Annotated in this window: 21 protein-coding genes; 17 read left to right on the top strand and 4 right to left on the bottom strand. The window is 43.1% G+C overall.

The genetic code is table 11. From position 1 onward, the window contains the following. The first annotated feature begins 19 nt into the window (after window positions 1-19). The 15 genes from rsmH (at window position 20) to lpxC (ending at window position 17,261) form a co-directional block, all read left to right on the top strand. Entirely contained in the window at window positions 20-955 is a 936-nt protein-coding gene (gene rsmH, locus WA256_RS08810; protein ID WP_130166197.1) for a 16S rRNA (cytosine(1402)-N(4))-methyltransferase RsmH, read from the top strand. Continuing rightward, window positions 955-1,281, top strand: coding sequence for a cell division protein FtsL (gene ftsL, locus WA256_RS08805; protein WP_054561056.1), 327 nt, complete (start codon window positions 955-957; stop codon window positions 1,279-1,281). Before rsmH ends, ftsL begins: the two co-directional genes overlap by 1 nt. Further along, a complete protein-coding gene (locus WA256_RS08800) occupies window positions 1,278-3,095 on the top strand; it encodes a penicillin-binding transpeptidase domain-containing protein (RefSeq protein WP_062566495.1) in 1,818 nt (605 codons plus the stop codon). The genes ftsL and WA256_RS08800 overlap by 4 nt, the downstream gene beginning before the upstream one ends. After that, complete coding sequence (gene murE / locus WA256_RS08795) at window positions 3,088-4,566, top strand: UDP-N-acetylmuramoyl-L-alanyl-D-glutamate--2,6-diaminopimelate ligase (protein WP_062566494.1); 1,479 nt, start codon at window positions 3,088-3,090, stop codon at window positions 4,564-4,566. Before WA256_RS08800 ends, murE begins: the two co-directional genes overlap by 8 nt. Continuing rightward, entirely contained in the window at window positions 4,563-5,951 is a 1,389-nt protein-coding gene (locus WA256_RS08790; RefSeq protein ID WP_287243460.1) for a UDP-N-acetylmuramoyl-tripeptide--D-alanyl-D-alanine ligase, read from the top strand. The genes murE and WA256_RS08790 overlap by 4 nt, the downstream gene beginning before the upstream one ends. Then, complete coding sequence (mraY, locus tag WA256_RS08785; RefSeq protein WP_054552733.1) at window positions 5,945-7,027, top strand: phospho-N-acetylmuramoyl-pentapeptide-transferase; 1,083 nt, start codon at window positions 5,945-5,947, stop codon at window positions 7,025-7,027. Before WA256_RS08790 ends, mraY begins: the two co-directional genes overlap by 7 nt. Beyond that, window positions 7,028-8,353: a UDP-N-acetylmuramoyl-L-alanine--D-glutamate ligase gene (gene murD / locus WA256_RS08780; protein WP_130166198.1), complete on the top strand. Its 1,326-nt coding sequence runs from the start codon at window positions 7,028-7,030 to the stop codon at window positions 8,351-8,353. It abuts the gene before it with no gap. Continuing rightward, window positions 8,350-9,525: a cell division protein FtsW gene (gene ftsW, locus WA256_RS08775; protein WP_054561050.1), complete on the top strand. Its 1,176-nt coding sequence runs from the start codon at window positions 8,350-8,352 to the stop codon at window positions 9,523-9,525. Before murD ends, ftsW begins: the two co-directional genes overlap by 4 nt. Next, window positions 9,522-10,595: an undecaprenyldiphospho-muramoylpentapeptide beta-N-acetylglucosaminyltransferase gene (gene murG, locus WA256_RS08770; RefSeq protein WP_130166199.1), complete on the top strand. Its 1,074-nt coding sequence runs from the start codon at window positions 9,522-9,524 to the stop codon at window positions 10,593-10,595. Before ftsW ends, murG begins: the two co-directional genes overlap by 4 nt. Window positions 10,596-10,612: 17 nt before the next feature. Next, a complete protein-coding gene (gene murC, locus WA256_RS08765) occupies window positions 10,613-12,049 on the top strand; it encodes a UDP-N-acetylmuramate--L-alanine ligase (protein WP_414628167.1) in 1,437 nt (478 codons plus the stop codon). Beyond that, the gene (locus tag WA256_RS08760; RefSeq protein ID WP_058585895.1) at window positions 12,046-12,966 is read left to right on the top strand and encodes a D-alanine--D-alanine ligase; all 921 of its coding nucleotides are present in this window, start codon (window positions 12,046-12,048) and stop codon (window positions 12,964-12,966) included. Before murC ends, WA256_RS08760 begins: the two co-directional genes overlap by 4 nt. A gap of 1 nt (window position 12,967) precedes the next feature. Beyond that, entirely contained in the window at window positions 12,968-13,747 is a 780-nt protein-coding gene (locus tag WA256_RS08755; RefSeq protein WP_054561046.1) for a cell division protein FtsQ/DivIB, read from the top strand. Beyond that, the gene (ftsA, locus tag WA256_RS08750) at window positions 13,744-14,976 is read left to right on the top strand and encodes a cell division protein FtsA (RefSeq protein ID WP_054552726.1); all 1,233 of its coding nucleotides are present in this window, start codon (window positions 13,744-13,746) and stop codon (window positions 14,974-14,976) included. Before WA256_RS08755 ends, ftsA begins: the two co-directional genes overlap by 4 nt. 21 nt (window positions 14,977-14,997) lie before the next feature. Then, window positions 14,998-16,245, top strand: coding sequence for a cell division protein FtsZ (gene ftsZ / locus WA256_RS08745; protein WP_054561045.1), 1,248 nt, complete (start codon window positions 14,998-15,000; stop codon window positions 16,243-16,245). Window positions 16,246-16,349: 104 nt separating this feature from the next. Next, a complete protein-coding gene (gene lpxC / locus WA256_RS08740; protein WP_036971181.1) occupies window positions 16,350-17,261 on the top strand; it encodes a UDP-3-O-acyl-N-acetylglucosamine deacetylase in 912 nt (303 codons plus the stop codon). Window positions 17,262-17,332: 71 nt separating this feature from the next. Here the strand turns inward: lpxC and yjjG are convergent, their stop codons facing one another. Genes yjjG through WA256_RS08725 form a run of 3 tightly spaced genes read right to left on the bottom strand, consistent with a single transcriptional unit; the run spans window position 17,333 to window position 19,507 of the window. Beyond that, a complete protein-coding gene (yjjG, locus tag WA256_RS08735; RefSeq protein WP_054561044.1) occupies window positions 17,333-18,007 on the bottom strand; it encodes a pyrimidine 5'-nucleotidase in 675 nt (224 codons plus the stop codon). 11 nt (window positions 18,008-18,018) lie between these two features. Then, the gene (yjjX, locus tag WA256_RS08730; protein WP_054561043.1) at window positions 18,019-18,558 is read right to left on the bottom strand and encodes an inosine/xanthosine triphosphatase; all 540 of its coding nucleotides are present in this window, start codon (window positions 18,556-18,558) and stop codon (window positions 18,019-18,021) included. A 49-nt stretch (window positions 18,559-18,607) separates the two neighbouring features. Further along, window positions 18,608-19,507, bottom strand: a complete 900-nt coding sequence (locus tag WA256_RS08725; protein WP_335990585.1) for a phosphoribulokinase — start codon at window positions 19,505-19,507, stop codon at window positions 18,608-18,610. 230 nt (window positions 19,508-19,737) lie between these two features. Between WA256_RS08725 and WA256_RS08720 the strand changes: the two genes are divergently transcribed. Continuing rightward, on the top strand, window positions 19,738-20,607 hold the full coding sequence (locus WA256_RS08720) for a hypothetical protein (protein ID WP_335990583.1): 870 nt from the start codon (window positions 19,738-19,740) through the stop codon (window positions 20,605-20,607). A 65-nt stretch (window positions 20,608-20,672) separates the two neighbouring features. Continuing rightward, the gene (locus WA256_RS08715; RefSeq protein WP_335990581.1) at window positions 20,673-21,038 is read left to right on the top strand and encodes a hypothetical protein; all 366 of its coding nucleotides are present in this window, start codon (window positions 20,673-20,675) and stop codon (window positions 21,036-21,038) included. Between the two features lie 39 nt (window positions 21,039-21,077). Here WA256_RS08715 and WA256_RS08710 read toward each other — a convergent pair whose 3' ends face one another. Continuing rightward, window positions 21,078-23,648 (bottom strand): M1 family metallopeptidase, encoded by a 2,571-nt coding sequence (locus WA256_RS08710; protein WP_335990579.1) that lies wholly within the window; start codon window positions 23,646-23,648, stop codon window positions 21,078-21,080. Window position 23,649: the final 1 nt, after the last annotated feature.

Raw genomic sequence — 23,649 nt, 5'->3', positions numbered from 1 at the left:
AAAAGGCAAAAAATAGCTAATGACAGCGCAATTTGAACATGTCTCTGTACTGATGGACGAAACCATAGATGCTTTGGATATTAAACCCGAAGGCATTTACATGGATGGCACATTTGGTCGCGGTGGGCACTCTGGACAAATTCTTGCGCGTTTAAGTGAGCAAGGTCGTTTACAAGCAATTGACCAAGATCCACAAGCTATTAAAGCCGCTGAAAAGTTTGCTGATGATGCACGTTTTTCGATTGCCCACACTCGTTTTTCAAACCTTAAAACAGTTGCCGAAGATAACGATTTAATCGGTAAAGTTGACGGTATTTTGTTAGATATCGGTGTCTCTTCGCCACAGCTTGATGATGCTGAACGCGGTTTTAGCTTTATGAAAGATGGCCCGCTTGATATGCGCATGGACCCAACCAGTGGTCGCAGTGCTGCACAATGGCTCGCTGAAGCTGAACTTGAAGATATCACTCATGTGATTAAAACCTACGGCGAAGAAAAGTTTGGCCGCCGTATCGCTCATAAAATAATTGAAACACGTGAACACACTGCTATCACAAGCACAAAGCAGCTTGCTGACTTAGTCGATGAAGCGGTGCCAGTGAAAGATAAACACAAACACCCGGCTACACGTACATTCCAAGCGATCCGTATTTATATCAACAGTGAACTTGAAGAAATTCAAACTGCACTGCAAGCCGCTGTTGACGTTTTAAAACCAGGTGGACGTTTAGTCGTTATTTCGTTCCACTCGTTAGAAGATCGCATTGTTAAGCAATTTATAAAAAAACAGAGTAAGGGAGAGGCGATACCCAGAGGTCTGCCTTTGACGGACGCACAAATAAACAAAAACCTGACGTTAAAGGCAGTGGGTAAAGCCATTAAGCCGAGTAAGGCGGAAATAGAAGCTAACCCGCGTTCACGTAGTTCTGTGTTAAGGGTTGCTCAGAGGTTGTAATGAAAGCTAAAGCGACACATCGCCAACCCAATTTATTTGTAGAGATTTTTAAAGGCCTAGGAGCTAATAAGCTGACCTTGGCCTTGTTGGTTGTGATCCTTGCTTCGAGCTTAAGTGTGGTTCAAGTGACGCACCTAGCGCGTCAACAATTGATTGAACAAGATAAATTATTGCAAGAGCGCGATGAACTTGATCTTGAGTGGCGTTACTTGCTTGTAGAAGAAGAATTTTATTCGCAGCATGCGCGTATTGAAGAAGTCGCAACCATGCAATTAGAAATGAAACGGCCAACTAGCCAAGACGAACAGGTGGTGGTACTGCAATGAGAAGCAGAGGGAAAAAGCCAACGAATACCTTGATAACATGGCGCTTTTTGCTCGTGTGCTCAGTGGTGTTGCTAGTCTTTATGACGCTGGTTGCGCGTGCCGCTTTTTTACAGGTCATTGAGCCAGATAAAGCGCGTTCAGAAAGTGATAAACGTACTGTGCGAGTTGAAAAACAACATGTGCAGCGAGGTATGATCTTCGATCGCAATGGTAAAGAGTTGGCAGTCAGCGTGCCTGTGGTGAGTGTGTATGCCGATCCTAAGGCACTACATAAATCACTGATCAGCAAGGTACTGCGTCAAGCACGTAAAAATGGTGAAGATCAACAAGCGCTTGCTGAAAACACTGTTGAGTTAGATAAACGTATTGCCGCTTATTACAATAATGATATTCGCTGGCGTGAACTTGCGGATGTATTACGTATTGAACCAAGCAAAATTAACTCTCGTCTTCGTGATAATCCAAAGCGTCGTTTTGTCTACTTAAAACGTCAGGTTACCCCTGCTGTTGCTAACTATATTGGTGATCTTCGTTTACCAGGTATCCACTTACTTGATGAGTCAAAACGTTATTACCCTGCCGGTGAAGTGACAGCTCATGTTATTGGTTTTACTAACATAGATGGTCATGGTATTGAGGGGATCGAAAAGCTTTATGAAAAAGCTTTAACCGGTGTTGAAGGTCAGCGTACTATTCGTAAAGATGCGCAAGGCCGTGAAGTAGAAGTTCTTGATGAGCGCGAGCGTGTAGAGCCAGAGAGTATTCATTTAAGTATAGACCAACGTATTCAAGCAATTGCTTATAAGGCAGTGAAATCAGCGGTGTTATCGTACAAAGCGACCTCAGGTTCAGCCATGGTTGTGGATGTTAAAACCGGTGAAGTGTTGGCTATGGTAAATAGCCCATCGTTTAACCCAAATAACTTATCAGATGCTGCGCCGCATAAGCGTCGTAACCGTGCTATCACCGATTTGTTTGAGCCAGGCTCAACTGTTAAGCCGCTAGCCATTTTAGCTGGTTTAGACTACGGCGTAATTCAACCGGATTCAATTGTTGATACTTACCCTGGCTGGATGCGAGTAGGTGGTAGCCTTGTGCAAGATACTCGTAATCATGGTGAGATGACTTTAAGAGAGATCTTAAAATATTCAAGCAATATGGGTGTGACTAAGGTCAGCCAAGAGCTACCAAAAGATTACTTTGTTGGTCTTTATCAAAAAGTTGGTTTTGGCAGCGACAGTGGCACGGGCATGGTTGGCGAAAGCAGTGGTTTATTTTATCCAAATCGCCGCTGGTCTGATCATGAAATTGCTGCACTATCATTTGGTTACAACTTAGCAGTAAGTACCGCACAAATGGCGCGTTTTTATGCCATGTTAGGTTCAGGCGGTGTTATGCGTCCATTGACTGTACTTAAACAAGAGTCGGTACCTGAAGGCGAACGTATTTTTCAACAAAAAGATGTTGAAGCTGTTGTTCACATGATGGAAAGCGTGTTTGAGAAAGGTGGTACTGCTCAAAAAGTTCATGTTGATGGTTATCGTGCTGCAGGTAAAACAGGTACTTCTAAAAAAGCGGCTGTTGGTGGTTACGGTGATGAGTATGTTGGTTATTTTGCCGGTATTGCACCTGCAAGCAACCCGCGTTTAGCGGTAGTAGTATTGATTAATGAGCCGGGTGGAGATGTTTATTACGGCGGTGCGACGGCAGGTCCTGCATTTGCAGAGATTGTCTCCAATGCTTTAAGAATTCTAAACGTCGCACCGGATAAAGATGCGGTTGCGTACGTAGAAGGCAAAGATAACGATGCGTGATTTAAAACCGATTCTTAATCAAATTGATGTTGAGGCCAATAGTTTATTGGTTAATCAACTACGTCTTGATAGTCGAGATGTAAAAGCTGGCGATGTATTTGTCGCTATAAAAGGTCATCAGCTTGATGGCGGACAGTTTATTGAAAAAGCCATTGAAAATGGTGCGGTGGCAGTTATTGCTGACCGTTTATGTGAGTTCGAAAGTGAGTTTGAACCACTTTATTTAGTTACCGATTTAGCGAAAAAGCTGCCTGCACTTGCAGCTGCTTTTTACCAGCAACCATCAAAGCAGTTGGATTTAGTGGGTGTGACAGGCACCAATGGCAAGTCAACGACCACAGCGATGATCGCGCATTTAGCACAGCATTGTCATAAACGTGCGGCTGTGATTGGTACGCTCGGTTATGGGCACCCTGATAACCTGACTGAGCTTGCAAACACCACACCATCGAGCGTCGATTTACAGCGTATTTTATCTGAACTTGTAACAGAACAGCATGATGTTGTGGCTATGGAAGTCTCATCTCATGGCTTAGTTCAGCAACGTGTTGATCAGTGTAAATTTAAAGCCGCTGTGTTTACTAACCTTTCGCGTGACCACTTAGATTATCATGGCACGATGGATGCCTACGGTGATGCGAAGTTGATGTTAATGCGTGACCATATGCCTGAGCTTGTGGTGCTTAATCAAGATGATGCGCAAGTTGAAGCATGGTTAGAAAAATACGACTTCAATAACCTAATTTGTTACGGCCATAAAAACCTAACGCCTAAAAATGCGCGTTTTGTTTATTTCAGCGATGTAACCTATGATAACACCGGTATATCGGCGAAGTTCGATACCAGTTGGGGACAGGCTGAAGTTAATTGCACACTGTTTGGCGAGTTCAACTTATATAATTTAGCCGCTGCAATGGCTACTTTATTAGGTATGGGTTACCCACTTGATTTACTCGTTGAAGGGTGTAAATCATTGCAGCCTGTTGCTGGGCGCATGCAGGCATTTAGTGCGCCAGGTCAACCGACTTGTATTGTTGACTATGCCCATACTCCTGATGCGTTAGCACTAGCATTACAAGCATTGCAAAAGCATGTTCCAGGTGGCGTCAGCTGTGTGTTTGGCTGTGGTGGCGACAGAGACAAAGGCAAACGCCCGATGATGGCAAAAGCTGCTGAAGCTAATGCAGACCGTATTATTGTAACCAGTGATAACCCAAGAAGTGAAGACCCAGACGCAATTATTGCTGATGTGATTGCAGGGCTTGAGCAGCCTGAACGCGCACATTGTGAAGCAGACCGCGCGCAGGCTATTAGTTATGCCATTGCGCAAGCAGGTGCTGATGATGTCATTCTAATTGCGGGCAAAGGCCACGAAGACTATCAAATTATTGGCGACCAACGAATTGACTTCTGCGATCGTCAATATGTACAACAACAATTAAAAGAAAAATCGCAAGGGGCGCAGTTATGATCCCTATGGATTTTGATTGGCTAGCTAAAGTTCTAGCAACCGATTACCAAGGTGGTAATCAAACGGTAAAAAATATTAACACTGACACCCGTACTTTGTGCGACGGTGAAGTGTTTTTAGCGCTACAAGGGCCTAATTTTGATGGTCATAAATTTGTTGCGCAAGCAAAAGAAAAAGGCGCGATAGCTGCCATCGTAGCGCGTCCTGTTAACGTCGATATTGTGCAGTTTGTGGTCAGTGATACACGTATTGCGCTTGGCCAAATTGGCGCGGCTGTGATGGCACAGGTTGCACCAAAAACAATCGCTATCACAGGTAGCGTGGGTAAAACGACCGTTAAAGAAATGTGTGCGGCGATTTTATCTGGTCATGGTGAAGTACTGGCAACAAAAGGCAACTTTAATAATGACATTGGTGTACCACTGACGTTATTACGCCTTGAACCACAACACCAATATGCGGTGATTGAATTAGGTGCCAACCACATTGGTGAAATTGCATACACCGTTGCAATGACGAAACCTGATGTTGCTGTGGTATGTAATGTTGCAGCTTCTCACTTAGAAGGCTTTGGCTCACTACAAGGTGTAGCAACGGCCAAAGGCGAAATCTATGACGGATTAAAGCCTGATGGTGTTGCCGTAGTTAATTGCGACAGTGATTATGCCGATTTTTGGCTTGATAAATTAACTGATCGCAACGTAAAACGTTTTTCTACTAGCCAACAATTAGATTATTGGGCAGAAGATGTGGTGCTTGATGAGCAAGCCCGTGCTTCTTTTGTGCTTTGTAATAAAGATAAAAAAGTACCTGTCACACTGGCACTACCGGGCAAACATAATATTGCAAATGCATTAATAGCCACCGCGTTAACCACTGAGCTGGGTGTAAGCCTCGAAAGTGTTGCATCGGCGCTGGCAACCATGGGTGAAGTTAAAGGTCGTGTAAACGTCCTTAAAGTGTCAGACACATTGACGGTTATTGATGATACCTACAACGCGAATGTGCAATCGGTTAAGGCGGCAATTGATTTATTAAGTGATATGCCAGGGCGTCGTATTTTTGCGTTAGGTGATATGGGTGAGCTTGGTGAAGAAGCGCGTTTTTATCATCAACAAGTCGGTGAGTATGCACAGCAAAAAGGCATTGATGAGCTATACAGCTTAGGTGTTTTAAGCAAGTCAGCCAGTGATGTATTTGAAAAGCCAAACCGCCACTTCTCAAGCCGTGAACAATTATTACAACAATTACAAAGTGAACTTGCTCAATCGACGCAAAAAACCACAGTTGTTGTAAAAGGTTCGCGCAGTTCTCGTATGGAGCTTGTGGTCACAGATTTAGTAAATAGCCAGCAAAATGGCAACAATGGAGTATCGTCATGTTAGTTTGGCTGGCCGAGTATTTAACACAGTATTACAGTGGTTTTAATGTTTTTTCTTACCTAACGCTGCGCGCGATTTTAGGTATTTTAACAGCACTACTTATTTCACTTTATTTTGGCCCTAAGCTAATTCGTGCATTACAAAAAATGCAGATTGGTCAGGTGGTTCGTCACGATGGTCCAGAGTCACACCTATCTAAAAAAGGCACGCCAACTATGGGCGGTATTTTGATTTTAGGAGCGATTTTTACCAGCACATTACTGTGGGCAGACCTTTCAAATAAATATGTTTGGGCAACCTTATTTGTTGTGGGCTCGTTAGGTGTAGTTGGTTTTATTGATGACTACCGTAAAGTGATCCGCAAAGACCCTAAAGGCTTAATCGCTAAGTGGAAATACTTTTGGCAATCAGTGATTGCGTTAGTGGTTGCCAGTGCGCTTTATTTTACCTCGCAGCAAGGCAGCGAAACCTCATTAGTTGTGCCGTTTTTCAAAGACGTGTTACCACAGCTAGGATTGTTTTATATCGTGATGACTTACTTTGTAATTGTAGGTACGTCGAACGCGGTAAACCTAACAGATGGCCTTGATGGTTTAGCGATTGTGCCAACCATTTTAGTGGCGGCAGCGCTTGCCATTATTGCTTATTTAACAGGTAACGTTAATTTCTCAAGCTACCTACATATTCCGCATTTGCCACTCGCCAGTGAGCTTGTGGTTGTGTGTACAGCAATTGTGGGAGCTGGACTTGGTTTCTTATGGTTTAACACCTACCCAGCACAGGTATTTATGGGTGATGTAGGCTCATTAGCACTCGGCGGTGCTTTGGGTATTATTGCGGTGCTGGTTCGTCAGGAACTGGTACTTATCATCATGGGTGGTGTGTTTGTAATGGAAGCATTGTCGGTGATTTTACAAGTGGGCTCTTACAAATTACGTGGTCAACGTATTTTTAGAATGGCGCCTATTCACCACCATTATGAATTAAAGGGTTGGCCTGAGCCGCGCGTAATTGTGCGCTTTTGGATTATTTCAATCGTGCTAGTACTTGCTGGCCTTGCGACATTAAAGATCAGGTAAATGACAGTTATTAACGAGATTAAAAATAAACAAATTTCAGTGCTCGGACTCGGTGTAACCGGTCTGGGCATTGTGCGTTTTTTATTATCTCAGAATATTAAGCCAATTGTTGTTGATAGCCGCACAGCGCCGCCGGGTGCTGATTGGCTAAATGAGCATGCCAGTGAGTTAACGACTCACTTTGGTGATTTAGAGCAGGCAGACTTAGCCAGCAATGACATTATTATCATCAGCCCAGGTCTAAGCCTCGCGACACCTGCTGTAGCAAAAGCGATTGATGCTGGTGTTGAAGTGATTGGTGACGTTGAGCTTTTTGCCCGATTAACCGATAAACCAATTTTTGCGGTGACTGGTTCAAATGGTAAGTCGACTGTAGTTACATTGGCGTTTGAAGTACTTAAAGCGGCCGGTTATAAAGTTGGCCTTGGTGGCAACATTGGTACTGCGGTACTTGATTTACTATCGCAAGACTATGATGTGTATGTACTTGAACTGTCGAGCTTTCAGCTTGATACCACACACAGCTTAAAAGCAAAAAGTGCCTGTGTATTGAATGTGAGCGAAGATCACCTCGATCGTTATCCAAGCTACCAAGCATACATTGACTCTAAGCAAAGTATTTATAACGGCTCTGAGCTTGCGGTAGTTAATGCCATTGATGTGGCAACGCATACTGCAAAGCAGCCCCAAGTGAGCTTTGCGCTCGCTAATGCAGATTTTGCCTTGGTTGAATATCAAGGTGAGCAATACTTTGCAGCACACGGTAAGCCGGTGTTACCAGCAAGCTGTTTAAATGTTGTTGGCTCGCACAATCAACAAAACGCGCTCGCGGTGATGGCATTACTGAGCCCGTTTGATATTGCTAAAGAGCATTACCAGCAAGCGTTTAGTGCTTTTACTGGGCTTGCACACCGTTGTCAGTTTGTTGCTGAAATTAATGAAGTAAAATACTTTAACGATTCAAAAGCGACCAATGTAGGTGCAACTATCGCTGCGATTGAAAGCTTAGCAGGTCAAGCAAAGCAATTAGTTGTGATTGCCGGTGGTGATGCAAAAGGGGCTGATTTAGATGCCCTAAAGCCATACTTAAACAACAAAGTAAAAGCGCTTGTTTGTTTTGGTAAAGATGCTAAAGCGTTAGTGGCTCTGACTGAAAAAGGTCACCTAACCACCAACATGCATGAAGCTGTGCAACTAGCAAAACAGTTAAGCAGCAGTGGCGATATCGTTTTATTAGCACCTGCATGTGCCAGCATTGATATGTATAACAATTACATGCAACGTGGTGATGACTTTGCTCAGTGCGTATTGGCGGAGGCGGTATGATTGCATTTGCTGACATCCGTGAGGCATTAACACCTAAGCAATCGCCACAGCTTTATGATGTGCCGTTATTGTATTGCATGTTGATGCTGATTGGCGTTGGCTTTGTGATGGTAACCAGTGCCTCTATGCCAACAGCAGAGCGATTATTTGATAATCCGTATCACATTATCATTCGCCATGGCATGTTCTTAATTATGGGCTTTTTCTTGTTTTGGATTGCCACTAACGTGCCTATGGATTGGTGGAAGCGCAGTAACGCCTATTTATTGTTGCTGGGTTTAGGTTTGCTGGTTTTGGTGCTGATTGTTGGCCGTGAAGTGAACGGTGCAAAGCGTTGGATACCTATTGGCCCTGTGGGCTTTCAGGTTGCTGAAGCCGCCAAACTGTATTTCTTTAGCTACATTGCTGGTTACTTAGTGCGTAAACGTGAAGAAGTACAAGAGAACTTAAAAGGTTTCTTTAAGCCATTAGCCGTATTTGGTGTGTATGCGTTTTTGATTTTGATGCAGCCAGACTTAGGAACTGTAGTTGTATTGTTTGTGACGACAGTTGGTTTGTTATTTTTAGCAGGTGCTAAGTTATGGCAGTTTTTTGGCCTTATCTTAACGGGTATTGCTGCAGTGGTAGTGCTAATTATCGCTGAACCATATCGTATGGCTCGTGTTACAGGCTTTTTAGAACCGTGGGAAGATCCGTTTGGTAAAGGTTATCAGTTAGTACAATCGCTAATGGCCTACAGCCAAGGTGGTTGGTTTGGTCAAGGTTTAGGTAATAGTGTACAAAAACTGCAATACCTGCCAGAGGCACATAATGACTTTATCTTTGCAGTGATTGGTGAAGAGCTCGGCTTTTTTGGCGTATTTAGTATTTTGATTGTACTTGCTGTATTTGTATTCAGAGCCCTGTTAATTGGCCAAAAAGCGCTGCAATGTGGCAAAGAATACGAAGGCTATTTTGCCTTTGCTATTGGTATCTGGTTTGCGTTTCAAACCATGGTAAATGTTGGTGCAAGTGCGGGCATTTTGCCAACCAAAGGCTTAACACTACCGTTTATTTCGTACGGTGGCTCTAGCTTATTAATTATGACCATAGCAACAGGTGTACTTTTGCGAATAGATTTTGAAACAAAGATGGCGACTAAGCAGGCAACCTCACGTGGAGGTAAACGATGAGTAAAAAATTACTTGTTGTTGCAGGTGGTACCGGTGGCCATATTTTTCCAGGTATTGCCGTGGCTGACTTTTTAAAACAGCAAGGCTGGCAAGTTAGCTGGATTGGCACGCCTGACAGAATGGAAGCAACGGTAGTACCTAAGCACAACATTGAGATTGATTTTGTCAATGTAAAAGGTGTACGCGGAAATGGAATTAAACGCCTGATTAAAGCACCTTTTATGGTGATGAATGCGATTTTTCAAGCACGTAAAATTTTAAAAGCTCAAAAGCCTGATGTTGTTCTTGCTATGGGTGGCTATGTGACCGGACCTACTGGAATTGCAGCAAAGAGCTTAGGAATTCCTTTGGTTATTCATGAGCAAAATGCCGTTGCAGGCATGAGTAACCGCTGGCTAGCGAAGTTTGCCAACAAAGTGCTGGCAGCTTTTCCATCGGCTTTTGCAAAAGAACAATGTGAAGTAGTGGGTAACCCAGTCAGAGCAAGTGTCGCTAATGTCACTGCTAAGCAAACAACGACACCAATTAATGTGCTGGTGGTAGGCGGTTCACTTGGTGCACAGGTACTAAATGAGACTTTGCCTGCTGTATTCAGTGAGCTTTCAGCGCTAACAACGCTTAATATATGGCACCAAACGGGTAAAAATAATGAACCGAATGTGACTGCCAGCTATCAACAGTTAGGATTAACTGAAAATAGTAAAGTTGCTGAATTTATTGATGATATGGATAGTGCATATCAATGGGCCGATTTGGTAATTTGCCGTGCTGGTGCATTAACGGTGAGTGAGATTGCGGCGGCAGGAAGAATGGCCTTATTTGTGCCTTTTCCGCATGCTGTAGATGACCATCAAACTGCCAATGCAAAGTATTTAGTGACTGAGCAAGCAGCGTTGATTATGCAGCAAAGTGAGTTTAACCAAGCGGCGGTTGTTGAGTTATTAACGCCTTACGTAAATGCACCAGAAAAAATTTCAACAATGGCAAGTAAAGCAAAACAGCTTGCTATTTTAGATGCCACAGCCAATGTTGCAAAACGCTGTGAGCAACTAGCAGATAGAAGAGATTAGTAGTGAAAGAAAGCACGATGAAAGAAAACAACACTCGTCCTGCGATGCGTCGTATCGACACTATCCACTTTGTGGGTATTGGTGGCGCAGGCATGGGTGGTATTGCCGAAGTACTTGCTTTTGAAGGCTACCGCATCACAGGTTCAGATATTGCGCACAGTGCGATGACTGAGCGCTTAATTAAAGTGGGTGCAGAAGTATTTATTGGTCATGATGAGAACAATGTAAAAGATGCCAGCGTGGTGGTGGTATCAAGTGCGATTAACGAGCAAAACCCTGAAATTAAAGCTGCAAAAGCGGCGCGTATTCCAATTGTTCGCCGCGCAGAAATGTTGGCTGAATTAATGCGTTTTCGCCACGGTATTGCAGTGGCAGGCACTCATGGTAAAACAACAACCACGAGTTTAATCGCGAGCATTTATGCACAAGCAGGCCTTGATCCAACCTTTATTATTGGTGGCTTGCTAAACAGTGCTGGGAGTAATGCTAAGGTTGGTAAAAGTGACTTTTTAATTGCAGAAGCTGATGAGAGCGATGCGTCATTCTTACATTTACAGCCTATGGTATCTGTGATCACGAATATTGAAGAAGATCACATGGATACGTACGGCGGTAGCTTAGAAAAAATGAAAGACACGTATGTTGATTTCATTCATAACTTACCGTTTTATGGTTTAGCTGTGGTGTGTATTGATTCTGAGGTTGCGGCAGAGCTGATCCCTCGTTTTGGGCGTCCTGTTATTACCTATGGTGAGTCGGCAGAAGCTGATTACCGCATGGTTGATTTTAGCCAAACAGCGAATACTTGTTCATTTAATGTTGTAAATAAGCAAGGTGAAAGCCTAGCAGTTACGCTTAATATGCCGGGTAAGCACAATGCGCTTAACGCGACTGCAGCGATTGCGGTCGCTAAAGATCAAAACATCGCTAATCATGCAATTTTAGAAGCGTTAACAAAATTTGAAGGGGTGGGCCGTCGTTTTCAGCATTACGGAAGCTTTGAAAATGAGCGCGGCAATGTCATGTTAGTTGATGATTATGGTCATCACCCATCAGAAGTTGCGGCGACGATTGCGGCGGTTCGTGAAGGGTGGCCAGATAAACGTTTAGTGATGATTTATCAGCCGCACCGTTATAGTCGAACCCGTGATTTATACGAAGACTTTGTCAAAGTACTGGCTGATGTTGATCAGTTATTACTGCTAGATGTGTATTCAGCGGGTGAAGACCCAATCGTGGGAGCCGACAGCAAGAGTTTATGTCGCAGTTTACGCCAGCGTGGTAAAGAGCCATTACATGTTGCTAGTAACTCTGAGCTTGCTGGTGTCCTTGCCAGTACACTGCAAGATAATGATTTAGTTTTAACACAAGGCGCTGGTAACATAGGCCAGTTAGTGAAAAAGTTAGCAGCAACCGAGTTGTCTATTGAACAACTAAAGCAGGTAAACGTATGAGCCAGTTAAGTGACAAATTTGGCAAAGTAGCGGTACTTTTCGGCGGCACATCTGCCGAAAGAGAAGTATCTCTTAAATCAGGCCAAGCTGTATTGAATGCTTTGCAAAGTGCTGGCGTTGATGCCATTGCTTTTGATCCGAAAGATCAGCCGTTATGGCAATTAAAAGAATTAAACATTGAACGTGTATTCATTGCCCTTCATGGTCGTGGTGGTGAAGATGGCACAATTCAAGGTGCACTTGAGTTTATGGGTATTCCATATACAGGCAGTGATGTTTTAGGTTCTGCGCTTGCGATGGATAAAGTACGTTGTAAGCATTTATTTAAAGCAATGGGGCTGAGCACAGCACCTTACACAGTGGTTGATAGCCGCCATGAGTTTGATAGCCAAGCGATTATTAATGAATTTGGTAAAGTGATGGTGAAACCGTCACATGAAGGTTCAAGCATTGGAATGGCAGAAGCAAACAGTGCAGAGCAACTCGATGCTGCGCTTAACGCTGCATTTAAGTTTGATAGCCAAGTGCTTGTTGAGCAATGGATCACTGGCCGTGAATTTACTGTTGCTGTACTAGGGCAAGATGTTCAGCCTGTCATTGAGATGACGACGCCAAATGGTTTTTATGACTATCAAGCTAAGTATCAATCGAATACAACTCAGTATCATTGCCCTGCAGATATATCTGTGCAAGAAACTGAATTGTTGCAAGATATGGCATTAAAAGCGTTTGATTTAGTGGGTGCTAGTGGTTGGGGTCGTGTTGATGCAATGCGTGATCAACAAGGTAACTTTTACTTATTAGAAGTAAACACGGTACCAGGCATGACAGAAAAGTCTTTAGTACCAATGGCAGCAAAAGCGAATGGTGCAAGCTTTGAGCAATTAGTTGTTCGCATTTTGGAGCAAACCCTTTAATATGCATCCTTTTTTAGAAAAAGCGCAACAATTAAAACAGCAGCTAAATTGGTCGTTGATTTTTGGTGTGAGCTTTTTTCTAGTAGTGATTTTTGCATTAGTAAAAATCACTACAGGCGTCTCAGATTGGTTGGTAGAGAACAAAGACGCACAAATAAAGCACTTATCAGTACTTGGGCAACCCCAATATACTGATGAGAAAGCAATTATTGGTGCAATAAAAAAAGCCGACTTATCGAGTTTTTTTGAATTAGACGTAAAACATGTGCAACGCTTAGTACAAGGCTTGCCGTGGGTGGCAACGGCATCGGTCAGAAAGCAATGGCCAGATACCTTGCAAGTATACGTTGTTGAGCATCAAGCTGTAGCGCATTGGAACAGTGACTTACTGTTAAACCAAGCTGGCGAAGTGTTCCAAGCAAGTAGTGATAAATTACCTACAAGCTTGCCACAGCTATATGGCCCAGAAGGCAGTGAAATCGAGGCGTGGACTGCTTTTAGTCAATTTCAAGAAATGCTCAAAGTGAATAACTTAGAGCTGACCAGTTTAGCGCTTTCTGAGCGCTTTTCGTGGCAGTTATGGCTTGATAACGGCATTCGCCTGAACTTAGGCCGCAAAGAAAAAGCAAAGCGTGTACAGCGTTTTATTGACGTGTATCCGCGCATGGAACAACGTGCAGATGCACAAATCGATGTTGTTGATTTACGGTATGATACCGGTCTTGCAGTGAGCTGGAAGCCAGTGCAAGAAGAACAATTAGAAAATAAGAGTAAGGCATGACCAAGTCAGCAGAAAGAAACCTAGTGATTGGATTAGACGTTGGCACATCGAAAGTTGTGGCCACCGTTGGTGAAATCACCGCAGATAACAAACTAAGCATTGTGGGTGTTGGCAGCCAAGTATCGCATGGTATGGATAAAGGCGGCGTTAACGACCTTAACCTTGTTTCTGAATCGATTCGTCGAGCTATAGATGAAGCTGAGTTGATGGCTGATTGTCGTATTAGCTCTGTTTATTTAGGTATTTCTGGAAAACATATCCAGTGCCAAAATGAAAGCGGTGTAGTGGCAATTAACAACACGGAAGTGACTGACGAAGATATTGAAAATGTCATTCACATTGCTCGTTCAGTGCCTATTTCGGCAGAACGAAAAATGCTCCATGCATTGCCACAAGAATACAGCATCGATATGCAAGAGGGGATTAAGAACCCACTTGGTATGAGTGGTGTGCGTATGGAAGCTCGCGCGCACATCATTACTTGCTCAAACGATATGGCAAAGAATATCGAGAAATGTGTTGAGCGTTGTGGCCTTGAAGTGGATCAGTTGATCTTTACTGCACTGGCATCATGTTATTCAGTACTCACAGATGACGAAAAAGAGCTCGGTGTAGCCGTGTTAGATATCGGTGGGGGCACCATGGATATCACCATTTATATTAATGGTGCGCTTCGTCATTCAGCGGTTATTCCAGTAGCGGGTAACCAAGTGACTGGTGATATTGCAAAAATATTTAGAACACCTATATCACATGCTGAGTCACTCAAAGTACAATATGCGTGTGCGAGTAGCCAAATGGCAAGCAACGAAGACACAATTGAAGTACCGAGTGTTGGTGGCCGACCTGCGCGTATTATGTCGCGCCATACTTTAGCTGAGGTTGTTGAGCCACGTTTTAGAGAATTATTCGAGTTGGCGATGGAAGAGATACGCCGCTCAGGTTTTGAAGACCAAATTGCTGCAGGTCTCGTCATTACTGGCGGAACAGCAAAAATGACGGGTGCAATGGAAGTGGCAGAAGACATTTTCCAAATGCCAGTCAGAATTGGCAAACCAATCGGGATTGTTGGTTTGACAGATTATGTAGATGATCCTTCGTACGCGACCGCGGTTGGTTTGTTACAATACGGCCGTACAATGCAATCGATGAATGCACAAAAGTCGAAAGCTGAAGGTGATAATAATTGGTGGAACCGTATTACTAAGTGGTTCCAAGGTGAGTTTTAAGACTCAAGTCGGAGAGTAAACATGTTTGATATGATGGAACAGCACAGCGAAGAAGCTGTCATTAAAGTAATTGGCGTGGGCGGTGGCGGCGGTAACGCTGTTGAGCACATGGTAAAACAACAAATTGAAGGCGTACGTTTCATTGCTGCGAATACGGATGCACAAGCATTACGTAATTCATCAGCAGATGTAACTGTACAGCTAGGTACACAAATCACCTCTGGTCTAGGTGCGGGTGCTAACCCTGAAGTGGGTCGTAACTCTGCTGAAGAAGATGCTGAGACTATCCGTGCCAGCCTTGAAGGCGCTGACATGGTGTTCATCGCAGCTGGTATGGGCGGTGGTACTGGTACAGGTGCTGCGCCAGTGGTTGCTAAAATTGCTAAAGAGTTAGGCATTTTAACGGTTGCTGTTGTAACGCGCCCGTTTGACTTTGAAGGTAAAAAGCGTGCTGCAGCTGCTGAACAAGGCATTAATGAATTGTCAGAAACTGTAGACTCACTTATTACAATTCCGAACAATAAATTGCTTAAAGTTTTGGGCAAAGGCACTACACTATTAGATGCCTTCGCAAAAGCGAATGACGTGTTATTTGGTGCGGTACAAGGTATTGCAGAGCTAATCACACGTTCTGGTCTAATCAACGTGGATTTCGCCGACGTACGTACTGTTATGTCAGCGATGGGTACTGCGATGATGGGTACAGCATCTGCGTCTGGTCCTGACCGTGCACAAGAAGCTGCAGAAGCGGCTATCTCAAGCCCACTACTTGAAGATGTCGATTTAACAGGTGCTAAAGGTATCCTAGTTAATATCACTGCAGGTATGGATATTGCGATTGAAGAATTTGAAATTGTTGGTAACCACGTTAAAGCACTTGCGTCAGAAAACGCAACAGTGGTTGTGGGTGCGGTAATTGACCCTGAAATGAGCGACGAGTTACGTGTAACGGTTGTTGCAACAGGTTTAGGCGGCGATCGTCGTCCACAGTTTGGTATTGTTGATAATGGCTTTAAGAAAGCATCAGGTTCTGATGTACAAAGCTCAATGAACCAAACAACTAGCAGCATGTATGTACCAAGCTTTGCAAGTCAAGGTAGCAGCGATGATGTAAGCATGTCATCAGCGTCTGAAAAGCAAGAGCCAGTACAACAAAGTACAACGAGCAGCTCAGTATCTAGCAGCACTGAGAGCAGCAAAAAATCTGATAAGTCAGAAGGGGGAGATTATTTCGATATCCCTGCTTTTCTTAGAAAGCAAGCTGACTAAATAGACTTTTACTGGTTATTTTGTTCGATAAATAAACAAATTGGCAGCTGGATGTATTTATGATACAATTCGCCGTCTAACTGTAACTATAAGTGAGCGAACCTATGATTAAACAGCGTACGATTGCAGAAGTAGTCAAAGCCATAGGAATTGGACTTCATAAAGGTGAGAAGGTCACTATTACTCTCCGACCTGCGAGCGCAAATACTGGGATAGTATTTCGTCGCGTAGACCTTGATCCGGTTGTTGATTTTGAAACAACACCAGAAGCCGTTGGTGATACGCAACTGTGTACCTGTTTAACAAACAAAGATGGCGTTCGCTTATCAACGACTGAGCACCTTATTGCGGCGGTAGCGGCAATGGGTATTGATAATCTAATTGTTGAATTAGACAGCTCAGAAGTACCAATTATGGATGGTAGTGCATTACCATTCATCTATTTGTTACAAAAAGGCGGCATTAAAGAAGTAAATGCAGCTAAGCGCTTTATTCGTATTAAAGAAAAAGTACGCATTGAAGAAGGCGATAAATGGGCTGAGATCGAACCATACGATGGTTTCCACATCGATTTTGAAATTGCGTTTGATCACCCAGCAATCAATGAAAGCCGCCAACGTATCGGTTTAGATATCACGGCACAAAGCTTCACTGAAGAAATCAGCCGCGCACGTACTTTCGGCTTTATGAAAGATATCGAGTATATGCACGCTAACAACCTAGCATTAGGTGGTAGCATGGATAACGCAGTTGTATTGGATGAGTTTAAAGTACTAAATCCAAACGGCTTACGTTACAGCGATGAGTTTGTTAAACACAAGATCTTAGACTGTGTGGGCGATATGTTTATGACAGGCCACAACATTCTAGGTAAAATCACGGCTTATAAATCAGGCCATGATTTAAACAATAAACTACTTCGTAAAATTATGGCGACTGAGTCAGCATGGGAATGGGCAACATTCGATACCCCAGTGACTATGCCAGCACCAGGCCTAGAAGTAGCGACAGCTTAATCGCAAGCATATTACAGTTATAAAAAATGACGCTTTAAGCGTCATTTTTTTTGCCAAACTATTATCAAGAATCATAAGCCTAGAATAGCTTCAAGCTCGACCAACTGATTGATTTGATAAGTTGGTTTAATATCCTCTGGTAGCTCAACTCCCGGGTGTTGTAACCAACACGTGTCGATACCCACATTGTGACCACCTAAAATATCGCTGGCAGCTGTATCGCCTACCATTAAAATCTGTTCTTTTGGCGGATTCCCCATTAATTGAAATGTATGTTGAAAAATCTCTGGGGCAGGTTTTGCTTTACCGACTAACTCTGAAATAACCAGCCAATCGAACATATCCTGTAAACCGGTGTGCTCTAGGCGTTTTTGTTGTAACTTAGCAAACCCATTGGTAATAATGCCTAGCTTGGCGTGTGGTTTTAACTTTGTAAGCAAGTCAACTGCACCAGGTAATGGCACACAAATAGAGGCCATAGCATCCAAGAAGCCATCGTTAAGCTCTTTTGCTGGCACATCGAGTCTATTAGCCCATTCTGTAAAGCGAGTTATCTGTAGCTCGCTGGCGGTAATTTCATGCTTTTGATAAGCAACCCAAAGCGGCTTATTGGTTGCTTGGTAATGATGATAATCTGACTCAGTAAATTCTACGCCGTAATGTGCAAACATCACTTTTAAACCTTCGAATGCATTAAAACTAAATAGCGTTTCATCTGCATCGAATAATACGTGGCTATACTTCATGGTTATCCTAATTACTGGTTGAATAGGGTAGGGTGTGAAAATGGCGCCATGGCCAATGTCAGCGCTTGTACATAAGTACTTTCGCGCGTAGCAAGATGATTGGTTAATAAGCCAATAGCACCACCTTGTTGTTTGATATTAACGGTATTGAACGCCTCATCCATGACATCACCTAGTTCTTTACCAGCTAGCAAGGCATCGTAAAAAGGTTGCGGTAACGGTAGGTTGCTACTGCGACCAACGCTAAATTGCTGCTTGTTTGCAATCACTACAAAGGCAAAGGTTGCAGCGCCATAACTAAATTGTTCTGCGCCGCCTTCCATTGCTGCATAAAAGTCGGCGTCAAAGTGATCTTGGCAATACTTAACACGGTTTTCAGCGCCGATACGGGTTTCATCTTCGCCTAGCGGCTGATCAGGCACACCAGAAGGTGCATCTTCACCTTTGCATTCAATGGTATGATTTGGGAAATAAAGACTAAAGACATGTTTAGCCGCGTTAATTTTAACGGGGTTCTTTGAACCAACAATAACACGTAAAGTTTGTTTCAAGCCGACGACTCCATTGTTTTCACCAGAGTCAGCAGTGTACCCGAGTGAGTTAAATCGGCAAGTCAACCGGGGCTAAATTTTCAAGGGCGCGTTTTTTCAAAATAATATCTTTGATCAACGGCGTTAACACAAGCTCCATAGCTAAGCCCATTTTACCTCCAGGTACCACAAGGGTGTTGATACGAGACATAAAGCTGCCTTCAATCATGCTCAAATAGTACGGAAAGTCGACGTCATCTATGCCACGAAAGCGAATAACAACAAAGCTTTCGTCTAAAGAAGGAATATCTTTTGCGCTGAATGGGTTTGAGGTATCAACCGTTGGCACTCGCTGGAAGTTAATATGAGTACGCGAAAACTGCGGAGTAATATGATTTATGTAATCGTCCATCGAGCGCACAATAGAGCCCATTACCGCTTCACGAGAGTGGCCTCGTTCAGAGGTGTCACGAATGAGCTTTTGGATCCACTCAAGGTTGATAATAGGCACCATACCAATCAATAAATCGACATGCTTAGCAACATTATGATTCTCATCGACAGCACCACCATGTAGACCTTCATAGAATAAGATATCTGTATTTGATTCTAAGTCTTGCCAAGGGGTAAAGGTGCCCGGTAATTGGTTATAAGGGACCGCTTCGTCGAAAGTATGTAAGTAGCGTCTGATTTTACCTTGCCCGGTTTCGCCATATTGATAAAAAAGCTCCTCAAGGGCGCCAAAATCGTTAGCTTCTCGGCCAAAGTAGCTAATATGCTTGCCTTCTTGTTGTGCTTCACGGACTTTTTTATCCATTTCTGGACGTGTATAACGATGAAAGCTATCGCCTTCGATGAAGGCTGCATCAATGCTTAAGCTTCTAAAAATGTGCTTAATCGCATTGGTGGTTGTAGTAGTCCCCGCCCCAGATGAACCGGTAATAGCGATGATAGGGTGTTTAGCTGACATAATTATTCTCGTTATTGTTGATACCAGTCGGCTTGAATTGTTAACCATTCTAGCGTGTTAAATGGTCAGTTACTTAGCTCGATTGGTATTATCGTGCATAAAATCAATCAGTAGAAACTGATAAAAAACGAACACGTCCTAGTTATAAAGGTCGAGCATGGTAAGGTCAAGTGACTGGCGGATTAATTAACGCTATCATGGGCTGATAAAAATTAAAACGAGAGAACAACATGAAATTGATTTCGTCTTTACTTTTCGTCGCAGCAGGGACATTTTTTACCAGTCACGTACATGCAGCGATGCCTAAAAGCGAAATATTACTTGCCGAGTTAGACACCCCATATGGTATGCAGGTGTCGCGAGTAACAGATGATAAAGCTTATAATAATCAACCATTTTTAGTTGATACAGGGCTTTACTATACCCATGAGGTTGTTGACGAAAATGGCCAGTCACAAACCGATATTGCGTTTTATGACTTTACATCTAAGAGCAGCGTGAATATCACCAACACGCCTGTCAGTGAATACTCGCCTACGCTGATGCCAAATCAGCAAGCCTTGTCGGCAATCGTGGTCGAAGCAGATGGCAAGCAAAAGTTATGGCAGTATCCATTAGCAGAAGAGCCAGCTGCAAGCCGAATTTTTGAATGGATTGAGCCGGTTGGCTACCACGCTTGGGGCGCTGATGAAGACCTGATCATGTTTATTTTAGGTGAGCCGCATACATTGAAATACACTCGTGTTGCAGCTGCTAAACCGCGTGTCATTGCCGGTGATATTGGCCGTACTTTAATTTTTGATGAGCACACAAACAGTTATTTATTTAGTTATAACAAAAACAACCAACATTGGGTTGCACGCTTTGCGCCGCAAACTGAGGAAGTTAGTGATTTATTTAGATTACCTGAGTCGGTGCAAGACTTTGCTTTAATTGACAAAGACACTGTGGCTTATGCGGTTAATAATCGAGTTCATAAGCGCAGCCTTACAGAGCCTGAAGTGGTATCACTGTGGCTCGATTTAAGACGCTTTTGTGAAGGCTCAATCTCACGGTTAAATTACAAACAGAGCAAACTGGCATTTGTATGTAATAAATGATTAACGCTTTCAGCCTGATTGCTGTACTGTGGCTAAACTATCCACGTTATATGTAAGGAATGCCTTTGTCTTTTTCTGCCGAGCAAGTGAGTGTACAGCTGGTAAAAGCGGGCTGCCGCAGTAATTTTAAGATTAAGAATATTAACGAATTTATGCCAGCTAGCTCAAAAGAGGCATTTTATGTTCATGAGCAAAGTGGCCAGGCTAAAATTGTTATTAGACCTATATTTGAAGTATTCAGTGCTGATTTTGAGTCAATAGAGGGCATTACGCGAATCAAAGGCTACTTTCACAGTAGTGAAATGACCCGCTTTCCAACTCGCATTTATAAAAGTGCACAGCCCATTCATTATGGTATTGCATTTAAAGTCACTTCACCTGACGCTGCTGAGCAATTTATAACTAAGTTAACTGCTATTTTAGCGCAATAAAAAAGGGCCACATTGTGGCCCTTTTCGCATTTGCTTTAATTAGCGTTTAAGGAAGCTATTCACCGAGTTTAGCTCACGGTTTTTCAGTGCAATACAATCATTGATGCTTTCTTCAAGCTTACTAAGAGAACGTGCATAACCTGGTACTTCAGTGATTTTATCGTTGAAGAAGGTTTTGGTTTTCTCTAGGCTTTTCGCATCGCAGCTTGCCGTCGTGAAGAACGGTAAGTTTGGAACAAAGAACGGCGGTAAGTTCTTAGTGATGGCATCGTAATTGTTGTAAATCCACTCAATAAACAGTGCTTCACGCTCTTTACCATAGCCTAACCCACCTAGTAAGGTACGCATATCAGAGGCTGTTACGTTATCTGTTAAGCTGTATTCTAGAACCGCTTTTTGTAACTCAGGTTTACCAAAGTAACCCATCGCTGCCAGCATCTTAGTACGAACTTGTGGATCTTTGGTGGTTTTAAAGGTTTGTTTGTACTTTTCAAGTAACTTTGCATCGCCATGGTAAGCCGCAAGGTTTAAGTAAGTTGAGGCTAAATATGGGTCAACATTTTCAGGGTTGTTTAAGTACAGTGCCGCTTGTGCTTTTGCGGTATCAATGACTTTTTGATCTTGGCCATCAAAACCTAGACGGGCAATAACTTGCGCACGTAACTGTGATACCGCCGCGTCTTCACCTGTTTTTGCCGTTAATCCATATTGCTTAGCAGCTGGTGCAATGCTGTTACGGATAAACTTAGGCCATAGGTCACGGTTGCTGTCGTCTTCGAATACGCGTTTTTGAGAAGCAAGGTAACCTAATGCTGTGTTTGCCACTAATGGGTGAGCATCACTCACAAAGGCTTCTAAAGTTTGCATTAAGTGAGCCGCAGAGATAACACCTGCATCAAGTAATGAATCAACCGCAGAAAGTAGCGCTAAGCGTTCACGAACAGTTAGCTTGTCAGCAGCGTTCTCTAGTAGGGCATTAAACTGAGCATCATCTAATACCCAGCGGTAATAACCCATGGCACCTTGATCTGGGTAGATCCACTCAGGTTCAAAGTCGAGAGTTAGTTGTTGTGTTTCTTTATTCAGCAGTACACTTGCGGTTTTAACTTTGTCGCCCGCACCATACTTGATTGCAACCGGAACATTCCACAGTTGTGCAGGCGCATCAACGCCAGCATTTACAAAGCGGCTTTGGCTGATATTAATTTTCTTACCGTCTTGCGTTACTTTGATAAGTGGGAAAGATGACTGTTCGATAAACGATTTAAGAACACTTGCTACATCTTTATTAGACGCTTCGCCTAGTGCTTGCCATAGATCAGCAGCTTCTGCATTTTTATACGAGAATTTCTTCAAATAAGCACGAATACCTTTCTGGAATGCCTCTTCGCCAATCCAGTTTTCAACCATAGATAAAACCGCACTCCCTTTACTGTAGGCAAGGCCAAGGCCATCCATGATATCAGCTTCAGTTTTGATTGGCTTACGAATAGGTTTAGTACTTAGACGCGCATCTAGTGCCATCACATGGTTTTGTGGTAAGTCTAAGTGCGACTCAAATTCTGGGTTGATTTGTGCAGTGATTTTCGCTGCCATCCAGCTTGCGAATGCTTCGTTTAACCATAAATCATTCCACCACTTCATAGTCACTAGGTTACCGTACCACTGGTGAGCTAACTCATGGGCAATGATTGATACATTACGCTCTTTTTTGCTGCGCGTTGCTGTTGCAAGATCTACTAGTAAAATGTCTTCACGATAAGTCACTAGGCCTGCGTTTTCCATTGCGCCAAATGGGAACTCTGGTACTGCCACTGAGTCTAGCTTTTTGTATACGTAAGGAATGCCAAAATAATCTTCTAGCGCTTTTAACACACGCGGCATATTTTCTTTTGCGTAATCAGCAAGGTGAATTTTACCTTGCGGAGTCAGTACACGGCCAGGGATTGGCATGCCTTTAATTTCAAGCTCTTCAAACGGGCCCACAGCCATAGCGACTAAGTACGAAGGAATAGGTGGCGTTTTGTCGAAAAAGTGCGTTGTCATATCGCCATCAACTTTGGTTTTTAAAACCGGTGTATTGGCATACACTTTTTGTGATGTTGGCGCTGTGATAGTTAGCTGAAATGGAATTTTATAACTTGGCTCGTCAAAAACCGGGAATGCACGACGCGCATCGCTCATTTCAAATTGCGTGAAAAGATAAGGTGTGCCTTGATCTAAAGTTTTATATAAACCAACACTTTGGCGGTTATAAGGTGCGGTAAAATCAACTTTTAAAGTGTATTTACCTGGCTGAATTTTTTCTTCACAAGCGAATTTAACTTTGCCTGTTTTTAGCATTTCAGCACTTAGGTCACAGTTTTCTGCACCTAAAATTTTCGCCATGCTAACTGCATAATCAATACCGTTTAATTCGATATAATTCGTTGCTTTTAGAACCTCTAAAGCAATTTCGGTATGACCAGAAAAATTGTCTTTTGCAGGATCAAGCGTAAGTTCTACTTGTTGTGAGCTAGGCTTGGCAAGCTTTTCGATAACATATTCATTGGCATGGGCAGAGCTAACAGCAAGTGCAACACTCACCGTTAATAGGCTTTTTAAGAACATA

It is taken from the genome of Pseudoalteromonas sp. CH_XMU1449-3 (assembly GCF_037027245.1).
Taxonomy (GTDB): Bacteria; Pseudomonadota; Gammaproteobacteria; order Enterobacterales; family Alteromonadaceae; genus Pseudoalteromonas; species Pseudoalteromonas shioyasakiensis.
Note: the sequence above shows the minus strand (reverse complement) of the source record. Positions and strands in the feature narration are given on the sequence as shown.

Coding starts and splice junctions, on each gene's coding strand:
- WA256_RS08710 (WP_335990579.1), bottom strand. CDS start 23,648: ATGTTCTTAAAAAGCCTATTAACGGTGAGTGTTGCACTTGCTGTTAGC.
- mraY (WP_054552733.1), top strand. CDS start 5,945: ATGTTAGTTTGGCTGGCCGAGTATTTAACACAGTATTACAGTGGTTTT.
- WA256_RS08755 (WP_054561046.1), top strand. CDS start 12,968: ATGCATCCTTTTTTAGAAAAAGCGCAACAATTAAAACAGCAGCTAAAT.
- murC (WP_414628167.1), top strand. CDS start 10,613: ATGAAAGAAAACAACACTCGTCCTGCGATGCGTCGTATCGACACTATC.
- ftsA (WP_054552726.1), top strand. CDS start 13,744: ATGACCAAGTCAGCAGAAAGAAACCTAGTGATTGGATTAGACGTTGGC.
- lpxC (WP_036971181.1), top strand. CDS start 16,350: ATGATTAAACAGCGTACGATTGCAGAAGTAGTCAAAGCCATAGGAATT.
- rsmH (WP_130166197.1), top strand. CDS start 20: ATGACAGCGCAATTTGAACATGTCTCTGTACTGATGGACGAAACCATA.
- WA256_RS08725 (WP_335990585.1), bottom strand. CDS start 19,507: ATGTCAGCTAAACACCCTATCATCGCTATTACCGGTTCATCTGGGGCG.
- murE (WP_062566494.1), top strand. CDS start 3,088: ATGCGTGATTTAAAACCGATTCTTAATCAAATTGATGTTGAGGCCAAT.
- WA256_RS08760 (WP_058585895.1), top strand. CDS start 12,046: ATGAGCCAGTTAAGTGACAAATTTGGCAAAGTAGCGGTACTTTTCGGC.
- WA256_RS08720 (WP_335990583.1), top strand. CDS start 19,738: ATGAAATTGATTTCGTCTTTACTTTTCGTCGCAGCAGGGACATTTTTT.
- ftsL (WP_054561056.1), top strand. CDS start 955: ATGAAAGCTAAAGCGACACATCGCCAACCCAATTTATTTGTAGAGATT.
- ftsW (WP_054561050.1), top strand. CDS start 8,350: ATGATTGCATTTGCTGACATCCGTGAGGCATTAACACCTAAGCAATCG.
- WA256_RS08800 (WP_062566495.1), top strand. CDS start 1,278: ATGAGAAGCAGAGGGAAAAAGCCAACGAATACCTTGATAACATGGCGC.
- murG (WP_130166199.1), top strand. CDS start 9,522: ATGAGTAAAAAATTACTTGTTGTTGCAGGTGGTACCGGTGGCCATATT.
- WA256_RS08790 (WP_287243460.1), top strand. CDS start 4,563: ATGATCCCTATGGATTTTGATTGGCTAGCTAAAGTTCTAGCAACCGAT.
- murD (WP_130166198.1), top strand. CDS start 7,028: ATGACAGTTATTAACGAGATTAAAAATAAACAAATTTCAGTGCTCGGA.
- yjjG (WP_054561044.1), bottom strand. CDS start 18,007: ATGAAGTATAGCCACGTATTATTCGATGCAGATGAAACGCTATTTAGT.
- ftsZ (WP_054561045.1), top strand. CDS start 14,998: ATGTTTGATATGATGGAACAGCACAGCGAAGAAGCTGTCATTAAAGTA.